The following is a 22,870-nucleotide window of genomic DNA, read 5'->3' as shown; positions in this document are numbered from 1 at the left end:
TTAATTTTAGCACAGAGCATTTTTTTCAGCTAAGTCAGTTGTTCCCAATTCCCCACGGAACGCTCTGGAAAGCAAGGTCTGTGACAATTTATTAAGATTATCTTCATTTAACATTTCAAAATTTTGATTAATTATTTTTTCTTTTTCTAACAGGTCATCTAAAAAATTCACTATATCATTTTGTTCAATAATTGAAGGTACTGGTACAGGTAAAGTACGTAGTTGATTTAAATTTATTCCTTGCTGGGCTACACCTTTGGTAATTAATTTCAAATAGTTTTGTACAATAGGAGACTGGAAATAATAAGACAAATATTTTTGTGTTAATGACCTATTCATTGGTATTACTGCTACTTCTCGTGATACATTTATTCCCTGCATCTCGGAAGTAGGGATACCAACATACCCAACACTACCACGTATTGAAATTAATAATTCGCTTCCAGAAAGTCTAGAACGTGGATAGTTTTTTTCAATTTCTTTATCAACTTTTTTCAAACTTTTTACATCAAAATAACCATTCTTTAAATCACCCGCACGCACTGTTGGAACTCCATCTGGTGTATCCTTACCGGTTTGGACTATACCGTAACAAATGCTCGTTTCCTCACGCAGTAAATTACCTAATGGATGAATAATCCAATTTTTCGGGATAATATTCACTAATTGTCTGTGTAAATCCTCGCTTTTTCCATCATCTATCATTTGACCTTTGTTTGAATTTAGTATGACATTGTCTACTAAACAAATCTTATTTTTTGTAAACTCCCCACGAAAAGCCTTGTCCAAAATCGCCGCTCGACGAAGTTCAAAGGTTGCTCTGGCTTCTTCAATTAGTTGTTTGGCATGATTGATTTTGTTCAAGAGCTTTTCGACTTTGTCAGCGATTCGTTTTTGTTCGTTTAATGGTGGAAGTGGGATCTTGCTGTTTCTTAGAACACCTAAAGATACAAATTTCTGTGTACTCCCTTTAGCATTATTAACAAGTGGTTCAATATACTGAGGGCTACTTAAATACCTGAATAAAAACTTGGCTTCAATCAACTTTGGCTTAAATAATGCAACATTTTTTATACTAAATTCATTCTGTATATTCTCAACATAGCATGGATTGCCTATCGTACCAATCATCGCAAATAAAGTATCATATTCATCAACTTTTGATCGTTTATTTATTACAATATGATCTTCTTCACTGATATATTGTACATTTGAAAAATCAATCAAACCATTTTTCAAATTTTTGGATGTTACTAATGGATAGCCGTTGTCAACATATTTAGGTGTATCGTGAGTACCATCTCTTACATCAACGACTTTATTCATTATAGTCCAGACCCAATTCGCCGGCAGCTCATAAGGCTGCTCATCTTCTGGAACCAAAGCCTCTTTCAACAGCTCTTCCTGCGACTTAGAATTTTTCTTACTCATTGCCGTACACCCCGGATGCTTCTGCGACTTTTGCCAGTGATGATTTGTTTTCCTCATAACTAACCGGCTTCGTCTCAATTGCTTTCAATTCGGCAACAACTTCGCCAAGCAATGCGAGCGCTTCTTCCAGCTTCCCAATCACTTCCTCAGCCGAGTCAATTGGGTCAGGCAGGTTACCATAAGCGGACAGAGACTCGTCGGCAATCAAGCCAATATCGAGGCTGTCATCCTTCTTACGAATATCCTCACGTGTGAAAACGTTCCAGCGCTCATCTTCTACCTTCATGCGATCCTCCGCCGTATAAGCCGCCACAAAAGCATCAAAATGAGCCACAGTCAGCGGAGTCCGCTTGCCGAAGCTTGGCATATTTGTACGCATATCATATACCCATAAGTCCTTTGTGCTGTCCTTGTCCGTCTTCTCACGCGTAAAGAATAAGACGTTCGTCTTAACGCCTTGCGCGTAAAAAATGCCTGTTGGTAGACGCAAAATAGTATGTAGATTGCACTTGTCCATCAGATCGGCACGGATCTTAGCACCTACTCCACTCTCAAACAATACGTTATCCGGCAGGACAACTGCCGCGCGTGTTTTACCATTCGCTTTTAAGGCACGATAAATATGCTGAAGAAAATTAAGTTGTTTGTTCGTCGTCGTATATGTTAGGTCCTCACGAGTTGGAAGTTCTCCACCTTGATCCGTTCCAAATGGAGGATTCGTCAAAATTACATCATAGTTTTTTAAATTTGAACCAATGTCAGACAGTGTATCACCATGCGTAATTTTGCCTTGAACATCGTGAAGCATGGCATTCATCATCGCGAGGCGATGTGTATCTTTTACGAGTTCAACGCCGGTGAATGCCTGGTGCTTCTGGAACTCGGCTTCCTTCTCCCCTAGATCGAAATAATCGTCCGTTTTACTGCGAACATGGCGATCCGCCGCAATCATGAAACCAAATGTTCCTGCTGCAGGGTCATTACAACGCTCGCCCGGCTGCGGGTCGACCAGCTTGACGATCACATCAATAAGAGGACGTGGCGTAAAATATTGCCCTGCTCCCGATTTTCTCTCACTAGCATTCTTTTCTAGTAATCCCTCATACAGATCGCCAAGACCCTCTTCCTTTGCGCTGTACCAGTCTAGCTGGTCGATGAACGTAATGATTTTCTCCAGGTTCTTAGGTACATTAATATTTGAGGTTGCATTTAAATAAATCTGCTTGATTGTTTCGTTACCTTGGCTACCAAGATCAAGCAGCAACTGTCTGTAATGTTGTTGAAGCGCTATTCCATGGCGTTCCGTGAGCGAATCCCATCGGTACTCTTCCGGCAGTATAACCTCGTTACCAGTTTCCTTCATCATTTTCAAAAACAATACATAGGTCAGTTCCGTTACATATTGATGATACGTAATACCATCACCTCTAAGTACCTTACACAAGTTCCAAAGCTTCTGTACAATATCCTGATTGCCCATTTACGCGTAATCCCTCTTTCGTGGTGTATACAATGCTGTATTAATTGTTTTTACAATCGTGTCCATCTCGCCATCGAAAATCTTGTTCAGCTGCTTATAGCCGCCCTTGCTCTTGAATGGCTCTACCTCAAATGCTCTCTCTGGATTCGGGTCTAAGACCGATTCCTGGAGCAGCTGTTTCTCGATTCGTTTCAGCCAGTCCTTTTGAACCTTCGACCAGACTTTCATATCATATATTTTTTTCATCGCGCCTTCAATCCGCTCTTCATGGCTAATTAATGGGTCTCCGAGCGCCTGCTGACGGATAAAGCTGATAATGTCCGCTGCGATATCTTCGTTCTTCGCATCCCGCCATGCCGCCTGAAGCATTTTCTCCGAATAGCCCTTCTGGTCGAGCTCCACTCGAAGCTTGCGCAATTCATCACGTGTCAGGTCATTCGGACGTGTGCAAATAATCGTGAGCGCCGGGATCAGGTTCAGATTCTCTGTGATAAATGCATGGAATCCTTCTAGGTAATCCTCCGGCTTGTCGGCGTCACCATAACCACGCGAGGTGGAGAGCAGCTTATCTTCATGCTCCGATATATAGATCCGGTGTCCTCTGCCGCGATTCTCATCAATAAAAGCAACCAGCGGCTTCTTCGCCTGCAAATCAGCGCTTGCTTGCAGAGCGCTCATGCTCTTTAAGTCTTCGATAAACTTCTCAATGCTCATCCCGCCGGACAGTGCCTTGAAGTCGTCATGGTCCTTCTGCATCCAAGTACGCTTCTTGCGCTGCATTTTGGCAATGATCTGATCTTTATGCGGCTTGCCCAGCTCTTCGCTCTCCAGATGTGCCAGCTCATTCGTCAGCACATCAAGCGATACCGTCGGCTTCGTCACCACCGGCTTCATGTCCGTGTACGGCTTCAACGTCTCATAGATTCCAACGGCGTCATAGATCATAAAATGATCCTTGCCAATCTCGTCGCACCTTCTCGTCGCTCTGCCTAGCATCTGTTCATACAAGATCCGCGAACGCACGCGACGAAGAAAAACGAGATTCGTAATGCTTGGAATATCTACGCCCGTTGTCAGCAAATCGACCGTTACGACGATGCTTGGCAGCCGTTCATTTTTGAACAGCTTAATGGCATGCAGCGGATCTTTGATCGATCCTGTTATTTTGAGGACGGCATTGTCGTCTACCGCGCCATATGCTTTCTCCAACTCTTCCTTGAAAATCCGCACAACCATATCTGCATGATCGTCGGTCGCGGCGAAAATAAGCGTCTTTCCGTCTGATTCGGGATCGATATATTTCGTCAGCTCTTCCAGAATGACGCGGTTGAAGTTTTCCGTAATGACCGTTTTATTGAACTGGGTCACTTCCAAATTGATTTCATCCTGCAGCAGCTCTTTCTCAATATTACCTGACGAAATGTCATACACTGCAACTTCTTCGCCAACCTGCCATTTGATCCCGTGCTTCTTCAGTTGAGTTTCGAACTGCATAGGAGGTTCATGGTCGATCAGATACCCGTCGATAACCGCTTCACGATATGAATAGTTAAAGACCGGACGCCCAAAAATCTCAACCGTATGCAGAGCCGGCGTTGCCGTCAATCCGATCCGGACCGCATCGAAATAATCAAGCACCTTGCGGTATTTGCTGACATAGTCCTCATGGTCACGGAACTCTAGCTCCAGCTCGGACATTTCCTTGTCCAGAGTATAACCGCGATGGGCTTCATCGACGATCACGCAGTCATATTGGTCAACGGATGGAATATCCGCCTCGTCTGATTCGTTATAGAAGATACGCTTGACCATCCCTTGTACAGTAGCGATCTGCACTTTCGTCTCCGGATTCGGCTTCCTATCATCCAATGTCTGAAGCTCAAAAATTTCCGTAAACGAATGATAGCTCTCCAGCTTGGAGTCCTTGAACGCCGCTTCTGCTTGACGCCCCAGCGCCGAACGGTCCACTAGGAACAGAATACGCTTAAAGCGGTTATGCTTGATCAGACGGTAAATAAGCCCGATTGCCATACGGGTTTTGCCGGTGCCAGTCGCCATCGCCAGCAAAATGCTACGCTGTCCGTTATCAATCGCTCCCTCAACAGACAGAATTGCATCCTCCTGGTAAGGACGTAGCTTCAAGTAATCCAACGTCTCGTCCTGCAAGTCTTTGGCTGCCTTCTCTACATCCTGCCGTTGCAAATCCTTCAGCCCTTGCGGCGAATACCACGCTTGAAGTGGACGCGGATGGTTCGTCGGTTTGCGAGCGTCCAGGAACCAAATACCGGACATATGCTTCAGCTGCTCCAGGTATGGACGACCATTCGTCGAGAATAGGAACGGCACCTGATAGTTGCCCCACGGTCCGTGGATGATTTCATCGCCATGGCGTACGACTTGCATCGCGTACTTTTTGGCTTGAGCGATGTCCGCTTCTACGTTCTTGCTGATTCGCTTCGCTTCTACGATCCCGACTAATTCTAATCCGCAGAACAGTGCGTAGTCCGCGAATCCTGTCTTTAGCGCCCATTCCGCGATAGCAATATTGCGCCCTTTCTCCGGGCGAGTGCCTAGTCCATAACGCAGCGTTTGGGAATCTACTTCCCAACCAGCTTGACACAACTTCTCATCGATAATGAGCCTTGTCTCAGCTTCCGTAAGCGTAAAGGCACTGCCTGCTTGCTTCGACTTCGTATGACGCTTCTTTTTATCCTCTTGTGTAACATTAGTCTGTTGCTGGCGAAGTGCAGCCAGCTCTTGCTGGAGCTTTGCCATCTTCTCTTCATAGGCTTTTGCCAACTGATCCAGCTGTTCTTCATTGCTAGCGGTATCCTGCTGCTCTGCTGGCTCTATATATTCAGGCGCTTGGAAATTCCAATCACCGTATACTTGCATAAACCAAACGCTAAGCCGGAAAGCCAGCAGCGTCAAAGCTTGCGCTTCACGCGTTGAACCGTAACCTGGTTCGTGAGCGGCTTTATTTCCGATCTTGCGAAGGGTGTGGAAGTAATCCACGATGTCATCGGCTATGAGATCCTCCCGCTTCAGCTGTGACAACCGGTCGACCTGCGAAAGCTCCTTCGTCTCATCCATTTCTTCCATCGCACATATGTATTTCGTTAATGTCTCGCCGAACATGCGGAGTTTAATCAGGGATGTGTTCGGATCAATGAGCACATTACGCTCCGCCATCTCGCCAAGGTTCGATAAGATTTCCCAGTGGTTTTGCAAAAATTTAAAGTTTCCAACCATTTCACCACACCTCGATACGCAGTTGATATTTACAGGTTCTGATAACAACTATCTATCACGAATGCATAATAAGACTAGTTCTATAGTAGCAGATTCTATCATTATTCGATATAAAGTCCTTAAACACCTTTTATTATCAATTCATTCAAGCTCTGTGTTACATCATCTAAAACAAAGCCGGGATGCCATGAGCAGCCCAGCTTATCGAATAGATCAATATTTACTTTCTTATTGGGGCTCTAGGACGCTGTACTTTCTCTCCTGATTTTGTTTATACGATAAACCATCAGAATCCACCCATTCGATTGGACCAGCTGCCGACCTTCCCAAAATAACCGCCGCAGCGGCGCTGATACTTGAGAATATTGCATTTTCTCTAAATACATACAAGCTACCGTTATCCGCCAAAACATTCGTTTCAATTAACTTCTCGCGGAGTTTGAGATAACCTTCAGGCATTGAATTCTGCACCTGCTTCAGACATTGGGAGTTCTCTAAGACAATGAACCCCTCTTCAGTTTCAAGCAACTTTGCCTCTGCTGTTTTGCTTTTCTTGATATAAGTCAAAATAGTTTGTTTTTGTCATTGGTTTTACTGAAAGCTTACCGCTTTTCGTCAGTGTTTTTGTTTCTGTAGGAATAACATTCTGAGAATGGACTTCAAATTCAACCTCCAATGTTTTCGGTTCCTCGATAAAAAACTCAAATCCGCTTCCAAACTCACTGAGGTCATCTAATGGCGACAATTCTTCGATTACCTTTAAATATTCATCAATATCACCTGATACAATTTTAGAAGCAGTCGATATAACGTTCTCCCAATTTTTATAATCTTCTTGATCTTCTCTAATAGCTTGGTCAATTTTGTCGCTCAGTTGTATCCGTTTCTTCACATCAGTTTTAAACCATTTTTGAATAATGTTGGGCTTGAAATTATCCAATTCCTGCTGAGCAAACCTCTCTCTAGGTCCTTTTTCGCCTGAAAGAAATGGAGCCGGCATTTGCCTTATATCATTCCAATGGAATGCTTCATCGCATTCTTTATGAATAGATTTAATAATTTCAACTTGATTTTCAAACATCTGAACTTCGTAAATTGCCTGCTTTTGTTTCTCCAGCTTATCCATTTCTCTTTGCAATCGAACAAGTTCATTTCGTTTATGGTAAGCTTGACTTTTGTACTGTCTGCCAGATCTGGATGTAGCAGAATATGAAAGACCCGTACCAGGAATACTGGCGGTTATACGGCTGCCGGTTCTGGAATTGATACTGTAGCGCAGTCCTTTTCCTCCAAAACTAATCCCTGTACTTTTGGTACTGACATTAAGTCGAATTCCTGGAGCAATTTTTATACTTTTTCGAAATCGCAATCCCATTTCCCTATCCCCTTGTATATAAGTGATTCATTAGAGTAAAGAATCTAAATAAATCACAATTGATTTAATATTATGTACAAGCAATATTATCAGCTTTATTCTTTTATTTTAATTCTATCAGTTGGGAACGGAATAACCTTTCGCACTTCATGTAGTTCATGTACTTCATCCTCATCCTGTACATAGGCTTCCAAATCCTCCAGCTGATGAATAAAATACACCCAGATATCAGCTACTAAAGGAAACCGTTCATATTCGTCAACTTTATCAAAACCTCTTGGAAGAGTGACATTACATTCGCAATTAACAAACATAAGAAGATCTGACAGCAATAATTTAAGCTCTTATGATGAGATTGCTTTGGAAAATAGTTATCTGTTCGATCTTTGAATTGGATTTGATCTACAGTTAATGATTCACTGCCCATTTTTACGATTAACTATGCCAGATGGTTCCAGATATATTACCCTATTTTTGTTGGACTGATTGCATTCGTTAACCCTCCAAGGAATCAATTTGTTCATCGAAAATCAGACAACCAACTAAAATATGGTAGCAATTATACATATTGAGGTCAATTGCAATTTCAGTTTCTCAGCCCTCTCATAAGTCAAAAATCTCAAGCGTATATATATAACGAGCAAACATATCCAGTTTACTTAATAAACCGGTTAACCTCAGGCTAGTCAAGGGTTATGCAGTTAACCAAATTAAAGGAGTCGTATGAAGAATATGGCGGATGTAACATTTGGAGTAAAGGTCGCTCCCGAACTGAAGGAAAAGATTGATCAACTGTTCAAAAATTCAGACTTCGAAACGCAAAAAGAATGGTTCCAGCATCTCCTCTCTATCTATGATCTTCACCAGTTAAAACATCAAGACGCAACGAAACGATACGCTAACGATTTGGAATACATTGAACAGAACATAACCCGGGTTCAAGAAACTATTGTGCAAATGATGAAGAAGACAGCCGACGAAACAGCACATCAAGAAGCTGAATGGTTGACGACATTGGAAGAGCTAAGACATCAATTACAGCAAAGCGAACAATTGAAAGATAAAATGGGAGCCAGATTACTCGAGATTGAAGAGCAGTCAAATCAGCAAACGAAAGACCTTTTAGAACGGCACAAGCAAAACAGTGTTCTTGAAGATCTTTGTGGAACTTTGAAGAAATCATTGGCTGATAAGGAAGCTGTGGTTGAGGTTATGAGACATGAACGTACACAATGGGAATCTTCAGATTATCCAGCTATTGTTCAACGACTAACTGAAGAGAACAGTATACTCAATGAACAATGCCAAAAGCAGCAGCACCAAATTGATCTGTTACGCATGGAATATGAAAGAAAGTTGGAAGTTGAGCAATTAAAAACAGAATATGCAAGAAAAGAAACCGAATTGCTCCTTCAACGCAAACCGCAAAAGGAAAATGAAAATACCTCATCAAGAAAAAGAGGACGCCCAAGAAAGGAAAATTTAACCTCATCATTCAGCATGCAGCAGCAATTAAATGTAGATGATTACGAGAAAATCAATGCTCAACTGGACCCAGACTTCTTTGATATTCCTGAAGATCCCGAGGAGCTCCAAGAAATGCTTGGTGACGAATTACCTCAATCACAAGATGAGTAAAATTAACCCCCCATTGAATATCAATGGGGGCATATTAATATTACTCAATTTTCGCAGCTTGAAATAGGCAAATTATCTATTCGTCCAGTAATGTTTTTAACATGATAATTTTTATTTGATACATATACATATAAGTGCTATAAGTGTTAGAATATGGATGATTTTAGCTAATCATCGAAAGGTGAGTGTTATTTTGAGTGAATACGAGCTTATTACTTGTTTCCAATGTGGAAACAAAAATCGCGTATTGACTGAAAAAAGGTTACTCGCTAAATGCGGTAACTGTAAGGGGAAATTATTGCATTTAACACTTTATGAAATTTTGGAAATCGGTGAGGACTCCAGTCAAGATGAAATCAAGCAAGCCTATCGGAAATTAGCAATGAAATGGCACCCAGACAAAAACCAGGAAAACATGCAGATTGCAACCACTTTATTTAAAAAGATTCGGTATGCTTATGAGGTTCTATCCGATCCCGTATCACGTAAAAAATATGATGCATCACTTCAAAACCAAAATAAATTCTCACAATACGCTTCAACGCATGAGGAAATGGAATATGATTATGCCGCATATCGATTCGAAGAAGAAATGTTTCAAATGGCTTACGAATTAGCATTTCAAAATAAAAGTTGGAATCAAATATCGCCTTTGCTCATTCAACGGGGATGTCCCGAACATATTGCTAAAACCATTGCGAGTTCTTGTGTAAATTACAGAAAAAGCATGATTCGAAGGGCTGCTTTCAAACCTTTTATAATTGGACTAGTTGCCTTTGGAATCGGTGGTGTAATTACCTTCGCGACATATAACGAAGCCTCGAAAGGCGGGGGAGCATATCTGGTTGCTTATGGACCAATTATCTACGGAATATACCAAATGCTTGTTGCACTAAAGCATATTCTTTTTGGGAAAGTTCCTGTTCCAAGAAATCTTGATCAATAATTTATTTAGGAGATGGAACCATGGGGCTACCTCGGTATAAGGGAATTGAATCAATTCCAAAAATTGTTCTATGGTATTTAAAAAAATACGAGATTGTAAATAGTGAGTTATGGGCTGATGATGAAATAAAGAAATGTCTAATCAACTGGATCATTATCTTGTTTCGGGATTACAATCAAACTCAGATCAAAGAGGCTATTAATTTTCTTTTTCACCATCTTTCTTGCATATTATTCCCCCAATTAGAACAGATTCAAATTAATCTAGAAATCGATTCAAAACAACAGGGTGAATTTTATTCCCTGTACAATCAATGTACATATCATAATGCACAGTTACATATTTCAAAATTAATTTACGAAAAACATTATGGCGTTGAGTTTGAACCCTATGGGGATTCAGTAGATATTCTTGGTTTATTCAAAGGATTTGTTGATTACTATTCAATTTTAGGCGTCTCCTCAGCTGCCAATACAGATGAAATAAAGAAAACTTTTCGATTAAAAGCAAAAACAAACCATCCTGATGTAGGAGGAGATGAAGAATCTTTTAAGGTACTAAAAAATGCGTATGAAACCTTAATGGACGCTGACAGACGCAGAATATTCGATAGACAATATCGGTTTTATCGAAACCGATTTGAATATGATTTCTTTCTCGGTGATCTAAACTATAACAAGTTTGCTAATCCGGAACGCACTGCAAAACAATCATATTTTGATTTCAGAGTTGGATTTAATTGGAGAGCTTATTTAAAAACCATAGGCGTTGTCATCTTAATATTAATATGCATTAAGATTTTTAATTTTACTGGCAACACTGACACTCCATTAGTCCTTAAATCTGAGGAACCAGAATTAAATTTAAATTTACAACAGCCTGCTTTAGATACTGAAGCTGAAGGCGAAGAGGATCCCTTTCCTCTCGAAGATCTAACGAGCATAAATACAGATCCCGTATCTGAAGAAACAGATTTAATAACCAACATTGAAACTTTTAGTGAAAACGATGTTTCCACCCCTGACATAACAAAGGATGAACCATTAGAGATCGAGGAAGTTACTGAGCAAAACAATTCAGTGTTAGATAATAATCCATCATCTACTACAAAAGAGGGCACTTTTTCATCTGGATCCTCTTCTGAAGATGTTCAATCCGTTATGGGGACACCCGATGAAATTATGGAAGTCGGTCCCCTAAGTACATGGTATTACGGTAATTCCACTATTTCATTTTCTAACGGCAAGGTAAAGGGCTGGGATGATAAAGACCGAAATTTAAAATTGAAACATTCCTCGATTAAAGAAGGTAATTTTTCATCAGGTTCTACGGATCAAGATGTTCAGTCCGTTATGGGAACACCCGATCAAATTATGGAAATTGGTCCTCTAAGTACATGGTATTACGGTAATTCCACTATTTCATTTTCTAACGGCAAGGTAACAGGCTGGGATGATAGAGACCGAAATTTAAAATTGAAACATTCTTCGATTAAAGCGGGCAATTTTTCATTAGGTTCTACGGATCAAGATGTTCAGTCCGTTATGGGAACACCCAATCAAATTATGGAGATTGGTCCTCTAAGTACATGGTATTACGGTAATTCCACTATTTCATTTTCTAACGGCAAGGTAACAGGCTGGGATGATAGAGACCGAAATTTAAAATTGAAACATTCTTCGATTAAAGTGGGCAATTTTTCATTAGGTTCTACGGATCAAGATGTTCAGTCCGTTATGGGAACACCCAATCAAATTATGGAGATTGGTCCTCTAAGTACATGGTATTACGGTAATTCCACTATTTCATTTTCTAACGGCAAGGTAACAGGCTGGGATAATAGAGATAATAATCTAAAATTAAAACCATGAAATAGCAAATAACCATAACCTTGTAGCTCTTCGAAGGTTATGGTTATTTGCATGAATTCCAGAACCTATTTTCTCTTTTCAGATTGGTTGCAATTTTATCTCAATATCCTTGTCACCATGAATAACCACGTACTGAATGAACGTCTGAATAATCCCTTTCGCTTGCTCGACAGGCAATATATCTATTGCAGAAATGATATTATTCACTTTATCATTAAGTTCTTGTTGAAGCTGCTCCATATCTACCGTTTCGACTTCACCGCGGGACATTTTCTCCAGATCAAGGAGGATTTGATCAAGCCTTTCCTTTTCCTCATTCAAATCCTCCAACTCGATTAGTCCAGAGGTGTAAGCTTCAATTTTCCTCTTATAGCGCGCTTTTGCTGTGTTTACCTTTTGCTCTAGCTGCTCTCGCTCCGACTTAACAGCAGCATCCTTCACCATAATCATAAGAATGCCTGATGTATCTTCCATGAGCTGCACCAAACCTTCTTTAAACCATTCCTCGACCGAATCAGCCCGGTATTGCTTACTTGTACAGGTACCTTTGTTTTTATTCGCAGAGCAGCGATAAACCCGGTATCTTTTGCTAGGAGATCCCGAAAAACCGATGCTCATACCAGAACCGCATTTTCCACACCTCAATAAACCGCCCAATAAATGTGGGCTTGATTTCGCTCTTGGAGCCATTGTTATTTGTCCCATCCGATTTTGTACCCGTTCCCAGACGGACTTCTCTATAATAATAGGAAGGCAGTCTTCGACAGTTACCCATTCCGCTATATCCTTATCTTTACGCTGCGATTTACTTGAATCTTTCCGGTTCCATACCAATGTGCCTTTGTAAGCAGGATTGGTTAGCATCAGTTTAATTGCTCGAATCGACCATTCTTTTCGCTGTCTGGATGGAACTCCTTCCTCATTTAATCCTTTGGCAATCGAATAGAATCCAAGTCCCTCATTGAGGTACAAATCATAGACCCTCCTTACGATCTCAGCTTCTTTATCATTGATAACTAATGACTTGTCCACCAAATCATAACCATATGGACTTTGTGTCAGCCATTTCCCTGTATTTGCGGCATGAAACATATTTTCAAACACACGTTCACGAATCCGTTCCCTTTCAAATTCAGCTACTGCCCCTAATACCTGCAACGTAAGCCTACCAGAAGGCGTATTCGTGTCGAATGATTCACTGATGGATACAAATGAAACTTCATAATCCTGAAATAAATCAATTAAGTTAAGCAGATCGAGTAGTCTTCTGCTCATTCGATCCAACTTGGTTACCATGATTCGAGAGACGCTACCATTTTTGACAGCCTGAATCAATCGCTTAAGCTCCGGTCGGTCCAGATTTTTGGCGGAGAATCCATCGTCCACAAAAACCTGCACATGATCTGACCAGCCCATTGCCCTGCAATAAGCTTTCAAACGTTCTTGCTGTTCGTCCAACGAGACGCCTTCCCGTGCTTGCTCATCCGTCGAGACTCGGCAGTACAAAGCCACATAGCAGAGATCGACTTCTGGATCAGTTTTACGTATTCTGCTCATGACTTCCCTCCTTGTCCATACCTATGCCTGTCCACGTAAATTTATGTTAAAACGTAAGGTTGTCCAATGGATTCTCCCGCATAGAATAGAATCGAGGTGATCATATGGGACAACTCAAGGTTCGTTTCACCATTGAACATCGAGACGCACAGAACAGCTTTACCTCATTATCCGATTTAAAACAGCACTCATTCTCTGACCTTGTTTTACGCCGACTGTATGATTTTGAAAATCAGCTAAGACGCGCAGCAGCGGATGTTTGGCTTCATCAAAGGCTCGGCAAAGATAACCGTTTCAATCTCCAAGTAGCGATGGTACAGGAAGGTCTTACTTTAGAATTAACGGAATACACGCCAAAAGCCTAACTCCTTCCAATTACAGGAGTTAGGCTTTCCACTACGACGCCAGTTTATTCACGATCATAAATGATCGTTTATGATCGTGTATACTCTTCCAATGTTTGGGGCAGCTTAATGAATGCCGGATGATCTAGCTGTGAAAAGTTCTATCCCTTGCTCGATCATTGACATGAAGTAATCCGCCACAGTCGGATGCGTACGATTCAAGTTTAGAAGTAATTCGCTTATTCGCTCTGCACGCCATGCGACCGGATCATCCATCGTATTCATCTCATCAACGATCATTTGAAGCTCATACTGTAGCTTGCTCAATACTTCCAATTGGATGGTTTGTGTTTTACCTGTTTCCAAATTACTTAAGTATGCAGGCGACACACCTAACTCCTTCGCGAATTCATTAAGTCCGAATCCCTTCTGTTGTCTGATTAGCCGAAGTTGTTGTCCAAAATTACTCATTACCTTCATCACCACCTTAGGAGGAATAACACCATGAACCGTAAAAAGTCACGTACCACCGATTTTCAAATCTCATCCATCACCCAAATTCACGATCCGGATGCCGCACGTAAATGGATGGATCTATACGTGCAGCTTTTGAAAAAGCAGCTCATCGCTGAGCATTCAGGCGATAGCCAGGGAGAGGAGTAATCAACAATGAAGACCGTTTTGTATGCTCGAAGCTCAATCAAATCACAAGAGCATTCGATCGATATGCAGAAGGCTCTTGCACTTGAGAAAGTTAAAGCGAAAGGCATCCTGTTTGATGATTTGTATTTGGATGAAGCCGTGTCCGCACGAAAAACCGAAATACGTGCGCGACCTGAGTTGAACCGTCTAGTACAAGACATCGAAAACGGATTAGTCTCAACGATTTATGTGTATAAGCGCGATCGCCTTGCCAGAAATGTAGTGCAATCTATGGAGCTCTTCGAGTTACTTCGGTCCAAGCAGGTAACGGTTGTATTCACAGCCGACAATGAAATCCCGATTCAATATTCTCCTGCAGGAGAATTCTTCGAGCTCATCATCGCCGGCTTCAATCAGCGTGAAGCGAACCAAATTGTCCAACGCATAAAAGAAACGAAATATACGATGACGAAACAAGGAAAACACGCTCAAGGTCGGATCGCCTATGGATATTTTGTCGACAAGGATAAGCTGTATCATGTGCAACCTGATCAGGCAGAGATTATAAGAAAACTATACGATGCAATCATTGACACAAAGTGCGCTTCATTCTCTGACTTCGTACGAGACATGCAGCAATACACTTGGTTCCCTGTGAAATGGGATTATAACCGTATTCAAAGCCTGATTGGTAACATGATATACAAAGGCATACGTAAGATCGAAGAGTTCGGCGAGTACGTAGAGATTGAGAACGAAAACCTCATCATCGTCGACGAGATTACTTGGGACAAAGCACAAGAACGAATGAACAGCCTTAAGCAAACTCGCACTCGAAATCATAATCGAGTGCCTATGATGCTTGACGGACTGTTATTTTGCAGCAAGTGCGGCAATGCCATGTTCGGCAAAGAAATCACGGACATCAGTACAAGAACGTTTTACACATGCAAAAAACATAATTATCTCCGTCTAGCTCCTGATCTTCTGGAAGAAGCCCTACTGGAGGAATGCGCAAAGTTCATCACACTACAGTTCCAGACTTATTTTTCCGAAGTGTACAAGATTACGCATAGCGACCTTATTACGTTTTATGAACAATCTATAACGGAGAGCCGCGAAGCGATTCAATTTTACAAACAGAAGCTTTATGAAGACACCTCGATATGGATGCAAAATCCGACGCCTGATTTACAAGAAGCACTCCTTCACCTGCACAATAGCATTAGATTGGAGGAATTACTGCAGGAGAATTACCCAAAGAAGTTAGCTGAATTGCAGGAAAAATACCTACTCATGGAGCAGCTTCAGCAATCTGTTGATCTTCTATCCGAAGTGCTCTCCTATGATACCAGTCAAAGAGAAGCATTCATCCGCGACATCGTTCATTACATTGGGCTTGATGCACCTTCATTAAGTATCCAATTTCGGGACCCGTTTAATGGAAAGGCGGTAGTCGTACATGTTGCCGTTAGCTAATCTCATTCAACCTGGCATGAAGGGTGCCTTCTATGGACGGCACTCTACAGCTAAGCAAAACATGGAAACACAGCAATCCATGGCACATGATTTTGCTGAAAAATATGGCTGTACGATTGCCTATGAGTATCTTGATCCCTCCGTATCAGCCAGAAAGAAACAATTAGATGACCGACCAGGTGTATCCCAACTTCTCAAGGATGCGATTGACGGTAAATTCGACTTTGTGTTGATGAATCACCATGATAGAATGGCGAGAAATCCGATGGAGCACCAGAAGATCCGAATGACTTTGAGCGGCTGCAACATCCCTGTTGTCATCACAAGTTCTGAGAGCTTATATGACTCCGGGGATTTTATTGTGGATCTTATTAAGGATGGAACCTCAAAATTAGAAGTCGATAATACACGTATACGCACCCGCGATACTGCAAGAAACATTCTCAAGCAAGGAAAGTGGACTGGCGGTAAAGCTCCATTTGGTTACCGATATGACAAAGCGACTAAGACGTTCTCGCAATATGAAGCGGAGTTAACTATTGTTCGCCGAGTTTACGAATTGTACCGCAATCGCGAAGGCTTCCAATCGATTGCTTCTATTGTTAGCCATGAATTCGGAAAATCAATAAATAAGTCAGCGGTACGCTGGATCATAACGAACCCATTTTACGCTGGTTACATGACACATCAACGCAAGTCCGAACGATCAAGAAACTCGATTACTCCAATGGAAGGGTGGTTGATGATCAAAAGCGATCTGATCGTACCCATTATGAGCTTGGAGGAATGGAAAGAAACTTGGGCGATCTATGAGCAAAGAAAAACCGGTGATCTTAATCCCAAGATGTACAAAACGAGCTTCTACCTAAGCAATCTGCTATCTTGCGCCGTTTGCAACCAAATGTTGAACTGTAAGGATCAAAGCACAACTTATAAGAAGACAGGTAAGCAATACCTCAAGAAATGGTACTGCTGCCCAACCTGCAAATATAAAATTAAGTCAGGTCGGATACATTCTGTCATAGATGCCGTACTGAATGACCTGAAATCACAAAATCTGGAAACCGTAAGCTCTCTTGTATACGCGCAGATGTTGAAAGAACGTCAACTTGTCGCTGAGCGGTTGAATAAAGCTAAAACCGAATTAACTGCTACAGACAATCAATTGCAGCTGGCAGACGTACACTCCAAACGGCTCGCCTCGAAGGTGAAGGACCTCGAAACCATCGACGAGAATACAAAGATGGTTCAAGTTCTTACATTACAGAAGCAACAATTGAGCAGCCGGATCATCGCTCTCCAATCTGAAATCAATCGAATGAACAAGAGCGCTCAGTACCTCGAAATGATTGAAGGAAATCAGCATGAGATCACTCGTAACATCAAGACCATGAGTATCATGACCAGCCGTGACAATGATCACGATATTCGAAAGATGATCACATATCTGGTTCAGCAGGCTGTTTTTACTCCTATAACGATTGACAGTAAGCATGTAGTAACGAAAGGAGATCTCGCAATCCAAACTAGAAGTAGCCTTGTCAGAACGACCATCAGTTAACCGACCGTCCTTTAGGGATGGTCGGTTTTTTAGTTAGCCAGGTTTGTCGTTGAAACTGGACAAGCTCTCGGTTAATGGGTTAGCTTGTCCTTCGCGGGTGCCCAAATCTCGGTAACGAGTTAGGCACCCGATCGGTAGCCTACCCGGCTACCGAGATGAAAAGCCGAGGAAGTGCTTGTCCACTGGGGTTTGTCCGTTTCGTACATTCATCATTATGGACAGGATTTTAGGATGGTAAACGTTTCTCGGTTATTGGGGGTTATTGCTTTTGGGAAATGAACTAATTGATTGTAACTTCTGTTACGACTATACTTAAATGTGACCGACTATTTTGGGGTAATTTGTTATAAATTTTAAACGGAGGAACGTCATCTTGAATATTTCTGCTGCAATAAATTATGCTATTTTGATGGTAAATGACCAAGAAAACAAAGATTATTACGACAACTTTGTTCCCATGATTGCAGAATGTATAAGAAGATCAACTAGCCCATATATTTCAGCAAATGAAGTACAATACGATCTTTCTAAACAGTTTGGCATTAAAATTCCAATTAATGTAATCGATACTATTCTTAGAAGAAGGCTTACATCAAAAAAATACATACAATACAAAGATAAGAAATTCATTCCAAACAGAGAAATGCTTGAATCATTAAATTTTGTTTCAAAACAAGAATCAATTCTTGAACAACATGAAAAACTCATTAATCAATTAATAAGTTTCTCCAAAAAATATCCAACTATTAATTGGACAAAAGAAGATGCCGAGAATGCATTTGACCATTACTTGAAAAGAAATAATCTTCTGTTATTAAATATTGAAAAGTCCAGTGTAACTAATACTGAGGAGTATAACGGTAGTCCTGCCTTTATAATTGGACAGTATATAAAAAGCCTTGATATTGACTCAATCGAGTATCGCTACTTTGAATCTATTGTCAAAGGCGATATGTTAGCTAATGCTATATATTTTACGGATCCCGCACATACCGGGATGAAGTTTCAAAATAATACTCAAATTTATTTCGATACAACTTTTCTAATATACGCGTTGGGATATGCTGGTGAAGCCCGTCAAGCTCCTTGCCTTGAATTAATATCTTTATTAAAAGATTCAAATGCAGTGTTAAGATGCTTTAAACACACCATTAACGAAATCATAGGTATTTTAGAGGGGTGTCAATATAGGTTAAGGACAGGTAACCTTGTCGACAACCACGGAACAATGGAATACTTTTTAGCTAACAAATATACAGCGACCGATATTGATCGACTTATCTATAGTGTTGAAAATGAAATTGAGCAAAGATTGAAAATTAGGGTTTTTGAGAAACCTTCTTACATTGAGGAGTTTAATATTGATGAACGTGGTCTGACTGAAACATTACGGGGATCAATTAGATATACGAAAGAACAGGCATTAGAACGAGATGTTACTTCCATTGCTGCGATAATGCGCCTCAGGAAATTACAATCATCGATATATATCGAGAATTGCAAAGCACTATTTATAACCACAAATCACAGTTTGGCGGAGATAACCAAGCGATACTTCTTTAAAGAGTCAGACAATAACAGAATTATCCCACCAGTTTTACCTGCTTATATCCTAACAAATTTACTTTGGCTTAAGAACCCAACTGCTTCTCCTACTTTAACAAGAAAACGAATTATAGCTGATTGTGTTGCATCAACAGCAACACCTGAATACATTTGGAAGCGATATTTCGAGAAAATCGAAGAGATAAAAAACAATGGTACAATTACGAGTGATGATTATTATATCCTAAGATATTCACAAGAAGCTCGCTCTTTGATGATGGAGATTACGAGCGGGGATGAAAACGCAATCACTATTGGAACAATTGAAGAAATCTTGGCAGCGTCAAAAGCCGAATTAATTAAAGACCAACAAAGTATTACAGAAGAAACTCAGCGCAAGAAGGATGAAGTACAAGCTGAATTCGAGTCCTATATTAGAGAAGTGGCTTCAGCAACTGAAATAAGAAATGATCGGATCAACAATATTTCAATTTCATGGGGGCGCAGAATCGTTAAAATTATCAAAGCAGTAATTGTTCTTATACTGCTTGCAGGACAAACATTTGCCTATTATATGCTCAATTTCACCATACCACTTTGGGTGCATATACCAGTAGTTCTTTTATTTATCTCGTTCTTTCCTGTAGCTGGATATATGGGACTTAGTTTATTACGACCATTTGATAAGCTGGAACACTTTATAGTAAATCTAATTAAAAACAAACTTACTTCTCTAGTCGACCTACGTCAACAAACTACTTAAATAAGCACCTTAGCGCAACGAAGGCTGGGCTTCCTACTGGCATCAGCGCATCATCCGGGAGCTGGATCTGACCAGCGAGGAAACCATCGAATTCGCGAAGCTGAACGCCTCTGTCGTGCAGCCTTCCCGCAACAGCTTGAATCCGTATTACCTGGGGCTTAAAATTCTCGAGGATATCGAACGCCGCTGGGATAATCCGACGAAAGAAGAACGGGAACTGGGCGGGAGAAAACCAGGTCAAGGCAGGGAGAAAATATTTGAGGTGCGCGAGTTTGACTCCGATATCTCGTTTATCCGTAATTACCTAACGAAAGACTTAACCGAAGACCTGGATCTGTACGTTTTTGAGAAGAAAGGACCCGAGTGGAAAATTACCGAGAAGGCTTGGGAACGCGTGCGGGATCAGCTGGTGGTCTCCAGAGTCAACGGGGGCAATCCGTTCCTGGTCGTGTCAGACGGTGATTATCTACGAAACGGCGAGCTGGTCCTCCGCCATGAATACGAGGGAACCGAGCTTGATCTGAAATATATGGAGCGGACGATGCCTTACGTCTATCAGCTGTGGGGCCGCACCGTCCATCTGGAAACCATTATCGAGGATCGAAAAGTTATGTTCACCCATGACGGCAAAAAGCTTCACCGAAAGTTTATTTAATTTATTTTGATGTTTTGCAAATTAAAAGCGGCCTACCGATTTAATAACCGGAAGGCCGCTTAGTATTTTACGTAGCCGTACTCATTACAGCACGTTCTTTCATTCCTTATTCACCAAATTCCCGGCATTTGGCCGTTGATTCCCGGATAATGAGACTAGAAGGCTCCGTTACAACCGGGGGTGGATAATCCGGATTCTTAATCATCGAGATCAACTCTTCGATCAACTTTACCCCAATGGTGTGAATATTTTGGTTGATGGTCGTCAGTGCCGGCTTGAAAAGCTCCGCTTCATAAATATTGTCGAATCCCACGACCGATATATCCCCAGGAACGTTAAGTCCATGAGTCTCAATCGCATGAATAACGCCAAAGGCTGCCATATCTGAAATACAAATCACGGCCGTCGGCGGCTCATCCAGCTCCAGCAGCATTTTCATGCCCTGAAAGCCGCTGTCATAGGAATAATCCCCACTCATGATATATTCCTTGCGATAGGGAATGGAGGAGGCTTCAAGTCCGTCACGGTACCCGGCCAGCCGGCTCTCATTCACTTCATGCCCGGGAGTACCTGCCAAATAGGCAATCCTGCGGTGACCAAGCTGGGCCAAGTGCCGGACCGACATATGTGCACCGTTCCGGTTGTCTGTGGTAATATTTCCTGCCCGGAGACCGGTCGCATCTGTATCCACGAACATCGTTGGAATTCCTGATTCAATCAGCTCCTGAATGCTGAGATGATCCTTATCCACACCAAACACCACGACTCCGTCCAAATTACGGCTTTGACAGTGATTGACAAAAGAATACTCCGGATCATTCAGCCGGGCAGACAGCCTCATCAGATCATACCCGCTGTTTTCCAAGGCTGTCTTGATTCCTTCTAGCAGCATCGCTACATATGGATTGGTAAAAGGTATATTAATTAGAACCCCTACAGTCCAGGATCTCCCGGTCACCAGCCCACGCGCAATAACATTGGGTCTATAGCGAAGGAGTTCAATCGCATTTTTGACTTTTTTTCTTGTTTTCTCGCTTACGTCCGGATAGTGGTTAATCACTTTGGACACTGTCGCTACTGAAACCCCTGCTTCCTTAGCCACATCATGAATTGAAGCCAACTTAAAATCACCTCGGAATACGGATTGCAAAAACATGCTCAATCAGTTCTTCTATCCCTTAAGCTCATGATGTTGTACCTTATTATACTTGAAATATCAGGTTAGTTATACAGAAATTCTGCATGAAAATAGAAAAATAGCAATCCTTTTCAAAGAAATCTAGCTTTGCTTCTGAATTTCCGCCAGGTCCTGGGTCAGCTTCTCGATCATCGTCACAAATGAAGCGAGCTCCTGAGAGCTGCTGGCCTGTTCCCGCGCATGTACGGTCGTTTTTTCCGTTTCCTTCCGGACACTGTCCAGCCTTTTCATGATACCGGATACCTTATCCTGGATTTGTTCGAGTGCCTCACGGGAATGCATCGCCAGCTTACGCACTTCTCCCGCAACCACGGCAAACCCTCTGCCCATATCTCCGGCATGCGCTGCTTCAATTGCAGCATTCAGACCAAGCAGATGCGTCTGATCCGAAATCCCCTTAATGAGCGCTCCCATGCTCTCGATCTGCTTCACATCCTCATGCAGCTCGTCCATTAAACCATGAGCCATCTCCTGGGACTCCGCAGTGATCTGCGCCGTAGCAGCAATTTGTCCCGCACTCTCATTGAGTTCGGCAATCATACCCGTCAGCTGCTGCATAACCTCTGTAACCGCTTGCAGTACATGCTCTTTTTCATTAGCCAGATCCTTCAATTTTTCCTTTTCTTTCAGTTCATAGGCCTCGAGTACCAGCTGCGAATCCAGGTTAAACATTTTACTTAGCGAATGGATGACGGAGACCCATTGATCCGGTACAGCCTGACGCAATAAATCCGCTGCAATATCAAGGTATGTCATATAGCTTCCTAGATAATACTCGACGCTGAGGCCCACACGAGAGTGCACAAGCCCGATCGCAATTCTCTTTTCCAAATATTCGTCATCAATTCTTCCATCGGCAAGAGACATCCAGTATTCTCTTTGGGTATTCTTCAATCTCTCAATCGTGGTGGTTTTCCCGATGAGCTCCATCAGTTCCGGTTCGGTTGCGATATGCTTGTAGAAATGGCCTACAACATCCTCTACCACTTTTGCGAACACAGGCCGGAATTGCAGAAGATTTTCCATATCTTTTTCAGTCAGTCTGATATAATCAATCTGTTTCTTCCGCTTAGGGGATACATTAATCATCTAGAAAGATTCTCCTCCGTTGTACCTAAAATTTTCCGTTTGAT

The 22,870-nt window shown here is 41.7% G+C and carries 18 protein-coding genes and 1 pseudogene; 9 read left to right on the top strand and 10 right to left on the bottom strand.

What is annotated here, in order from left to right; all coding sequences use genetic code 11:
• Window positions 1–6 precede the first annotated feature (6 nt).
• From MUG84_RS16825 to MUG84_RS16800, 6 genes are all read right to left on the bottom strand, one after another.
• Complete coding sequence (locus MUG84_RS16825; protein WP_244726722.1) at window positions 7–1,431, bottom strand: restriction endonuclease subunit S; 1,425 nt, start codon at window positions 1,429–1,431, stop codon at window positions 7–9.
• Window positions 1,424–2,911 (bottom strand): class I SAM-dependent DNA methyltransferase, encoded by a 1,488-nt coding sequence (locus MUG84_RS16820; RefSeq protein ID WP_244726721.1) that lies wholly within the window; start codon window positions 2,909–2,911, stop codon window positions 1,424–1,426. The genes MUG84_RS16825 and MUG84_RS16820 overlap by 8 nt, the downstream gene beginning before the upstream one ends.
• Window positions 2,912–6,163: a type I restriction-modification system endonuclease gene (gene hsdR, locus MUG84_RS16815; protein WP_244726719.1), complete on the bottom strand. Its 3,252-nt coding sequence runs from the start codon at window positions 6,161–6,163 to the stop codon at window positions 2,912–2,914.
• A gap of 228 nt (window positions 6,164–6,391) precedes the next feature.
• Window positions 6,392–6,622, bottom strand: coding sequence for a DUF4357 domain-containing protein (locus MUG84_RS16810; RefSeq protein WP_244726717.1), 231 nt, complete (start codon window positions 6,620–6,622; stop codon window positions 6,392–6,394).
• Between the two features lie 61 nt (window positions 6,623–6,683).
• Window positions 6,684–7,538: a DUF4236 domain-containing protein gene (locus tag MUG84_RS16805; protein WP_244726715.1), complete on the bottom strand. Its 855-nt coding sequence runs from the start codon at window positions 7,536–7,538 to the stop codon at window positions 6,684–6,686.
• 95 nt (window positions 7,539–7,633) lie between these two features.
• Window positions 7,634–7,870 carry a hypothetical protein gene (locus tag MUG84_RS16800; protein ID WP_244726713.1) on the bottom strand — a complete coding sequence of 79 codons (237 nt, stop codon included), beginning with the start codon at window positions 7,868–7,870 and terminating at the stop codon, window positions 7,634–7,636.
• Window positions 7,871–8,270: 400 nt separating this feature from the next.
• Here MUG84_RS16800 and MUG84_RS16795 point away from each other — a divergent pair, with 400 nt between their 5' ends.
• From MUG84_RS16795 to MUG84_RS16785, 3 genes are all read left to right on the top strand, one after another.
• Window positions 8,271–9,176 (top strand): hypothetical protein, encoded by a 906-nt coding sequence (locus MUG84_RS16795; RefSeq protein ID WP_244726711.1) that lies wholly within the window; start codon window positions 8,271–8,273, stop codon window positions 9,174–9,176.
• Window positions 9,177–9,369: 193 nt separating this feature from the next.
• On the top strand, window positions 9,370–10,122 hold the full coding sequence (locus MUG84_RS16790) for a J domain-containing protein (RefSeq protein WP_244726709.1): 753 nt from the start codon (window positions 9,370–9,372) through the stop codon (window positions 10,120–10,122).
• Window positions 10,123–10,142: 20 nt separating this feature from the next.
• The gene (locus MUG84_RS16785) at window positions 10,143–11,993 is read left to right on the top strand and encodes a J domain-containing protein (protein ID WP_244726707.1); all 1,851 of its coding nucleotides are present in this window, start codon (window positions 10,143–10,145) and stop codon (window positions 11,991–11,993) included.
• A gap of 78 nt (window positions 11,994–12,071) precedes the next feature.
• On the opposite strand, the gene MUG84_RS16780 is transcribed toward MUG84_RS16785, so the two are convergent.
• Entirely contained in the window at window positions 12,072–13,550 is a 1,479-nt protein-coding gene (locus MUG84_RS16780) for a recombinase family protein (protein WP_244726704.1), read from the bottom strand.
• Window positions 13,551–13,654: 104 nt separating this feature from the next.
• On the opposite strand from MUG84_RS16780, the gene MUG84_RS16775 reads away from it, so the two are divergent.
• Complete coding sequence (locus MUG84_RS16775; protein WP_244726702.1) at window positions 13,655–13,915, top strand: hypothetical protein; 261 nt, start codon at window positions 13,655–13,657, stop codon at window positions 13,913–13,915.
• 105 nt (window positions 13,916–14,020) lie between these two features.
• Here MUG84_RS16775 and MUG84_RS16770 read toward each other — a convergent pair whose 3' ends face one another.
• Window positions 14,021–14,365, bottom strand: coding sequence for a helix-turn-helix domain-containing protein (locus tag MUG84_RS16770; protein WP_244726700.1), 345 nt, complete (start codon window positions 14,363–14,365; stop codon window positions 14,021–14,023).
• A gap of 33 nt (window positions 14,366–14,398) precedes the next feature.
• On the opposite strand from MUG84_RS16770, the gene MUG84_RS16765 reads away from it, so the two are divergent.
• The 5 genes and pseudogenes from MUG84_RS16765 to MUG84_RS16745 form a co-directional block, all read left to right on the top strand.
• The gene (locus MUG84_RS16765) at window positions 14,399–14,557 is read left to right on the top strand and encodes a hypothetical protein (RefSeq protein ID WP_244726698.1); all 159 of its coding nucleotides are present in this window, start codon (window positions 14,399–14,401) and stop codon (window positions 14,555–14,557) included.
• Between the two features lie 6 nt (window positions 14,558–14,563).
• Window positions 14,564–16,015: a recombinase family protein gene (locus MUG84_RS16760; protein ID WP_244726696.1), complete on the top strand. Its 1,452-nt coding sequence runs from the start codon at window positions 14,564–14,566 to the stop codon at window positions 16,013–16,015.
• Window positions 15,999–17,576 carry a recombinase family protein gene (locus MUG84_RS16755; RefSeq protein ID WP_244726693.1) on the top strand — a complete coding sequence of 526 codons (1,578 nt, stop codon included), beginning with the start codon at window positions 15,999–16,001 and terminating at the stop codon, window positions 17,574–17,576. Before MUG84_RS16760 ends, MUG84_RS16755 begins: the two co-directional genes overlap by 17 nt.
• A gap of 373 nt (window positions 17,577–17,949) precedes the next feature.
• A complete protein-coding gene (locus MUG84_RS16750) occupies window positions 17,950–19,884 on the top strand; it encodes a hypothetical protein (RefSeq protein WP_244726691.1) in 1,935 nt (644 codons plus the stop codon).
• 16 nt (window positions 19,885–19,900) lie between these two features.
• Window positions 19,901–20,539: pseudogene (locus MUG84_RS16745) on the top strand (SpoVR family protein); the annotation flags it as partial.
• Between the two features lie 106 nt (window positions 20,540–20,645).
• Here MUG84_RS16745 and MUG84_RS16740 read toward each other — a convergent pair.
• Entirely contained in the window at window positions 20,646–21,659 is a 1,014-nt protein-coding gene (locus MUG84_RS16740; protein ID WP_244726689.1) for a LacI family DNA-binding transcriptional regulator, read from the bottom strand.
• 159 nt (window positions 21,660–21,818) lie between these two features.
• Window positions 21,819–22,826: a globin-coupled sensor protein gene (locus tag MUG84_RS16735; RefSeq protein WP_244726686.1), complete on the bottom strand. Its 1,008-nt coding sequence runs from the start codon at window positions 22,824–22,826 to the stop codon at window positions 21,819–21,821.
• Window positions 22,827–22,870: the final 44 nt, after the last annotated feature.

The sequence above is a fragment of the Paenibacillus mangrovi genome, assembly GCF_022898935.1.
In the GTDB taxonomy this organism is placed as follows: Bacteria; Bacillota; Bacilli; order Paenibacillales; family Paenibacillaceae; genus Paenibacillus_AQ; species Paenibacillus_AQ mangrovi.
Note: the sequence above shows the minus strand (reverse complement) of the source record. Positions and strands in the feature narration are given on the sequence as shown.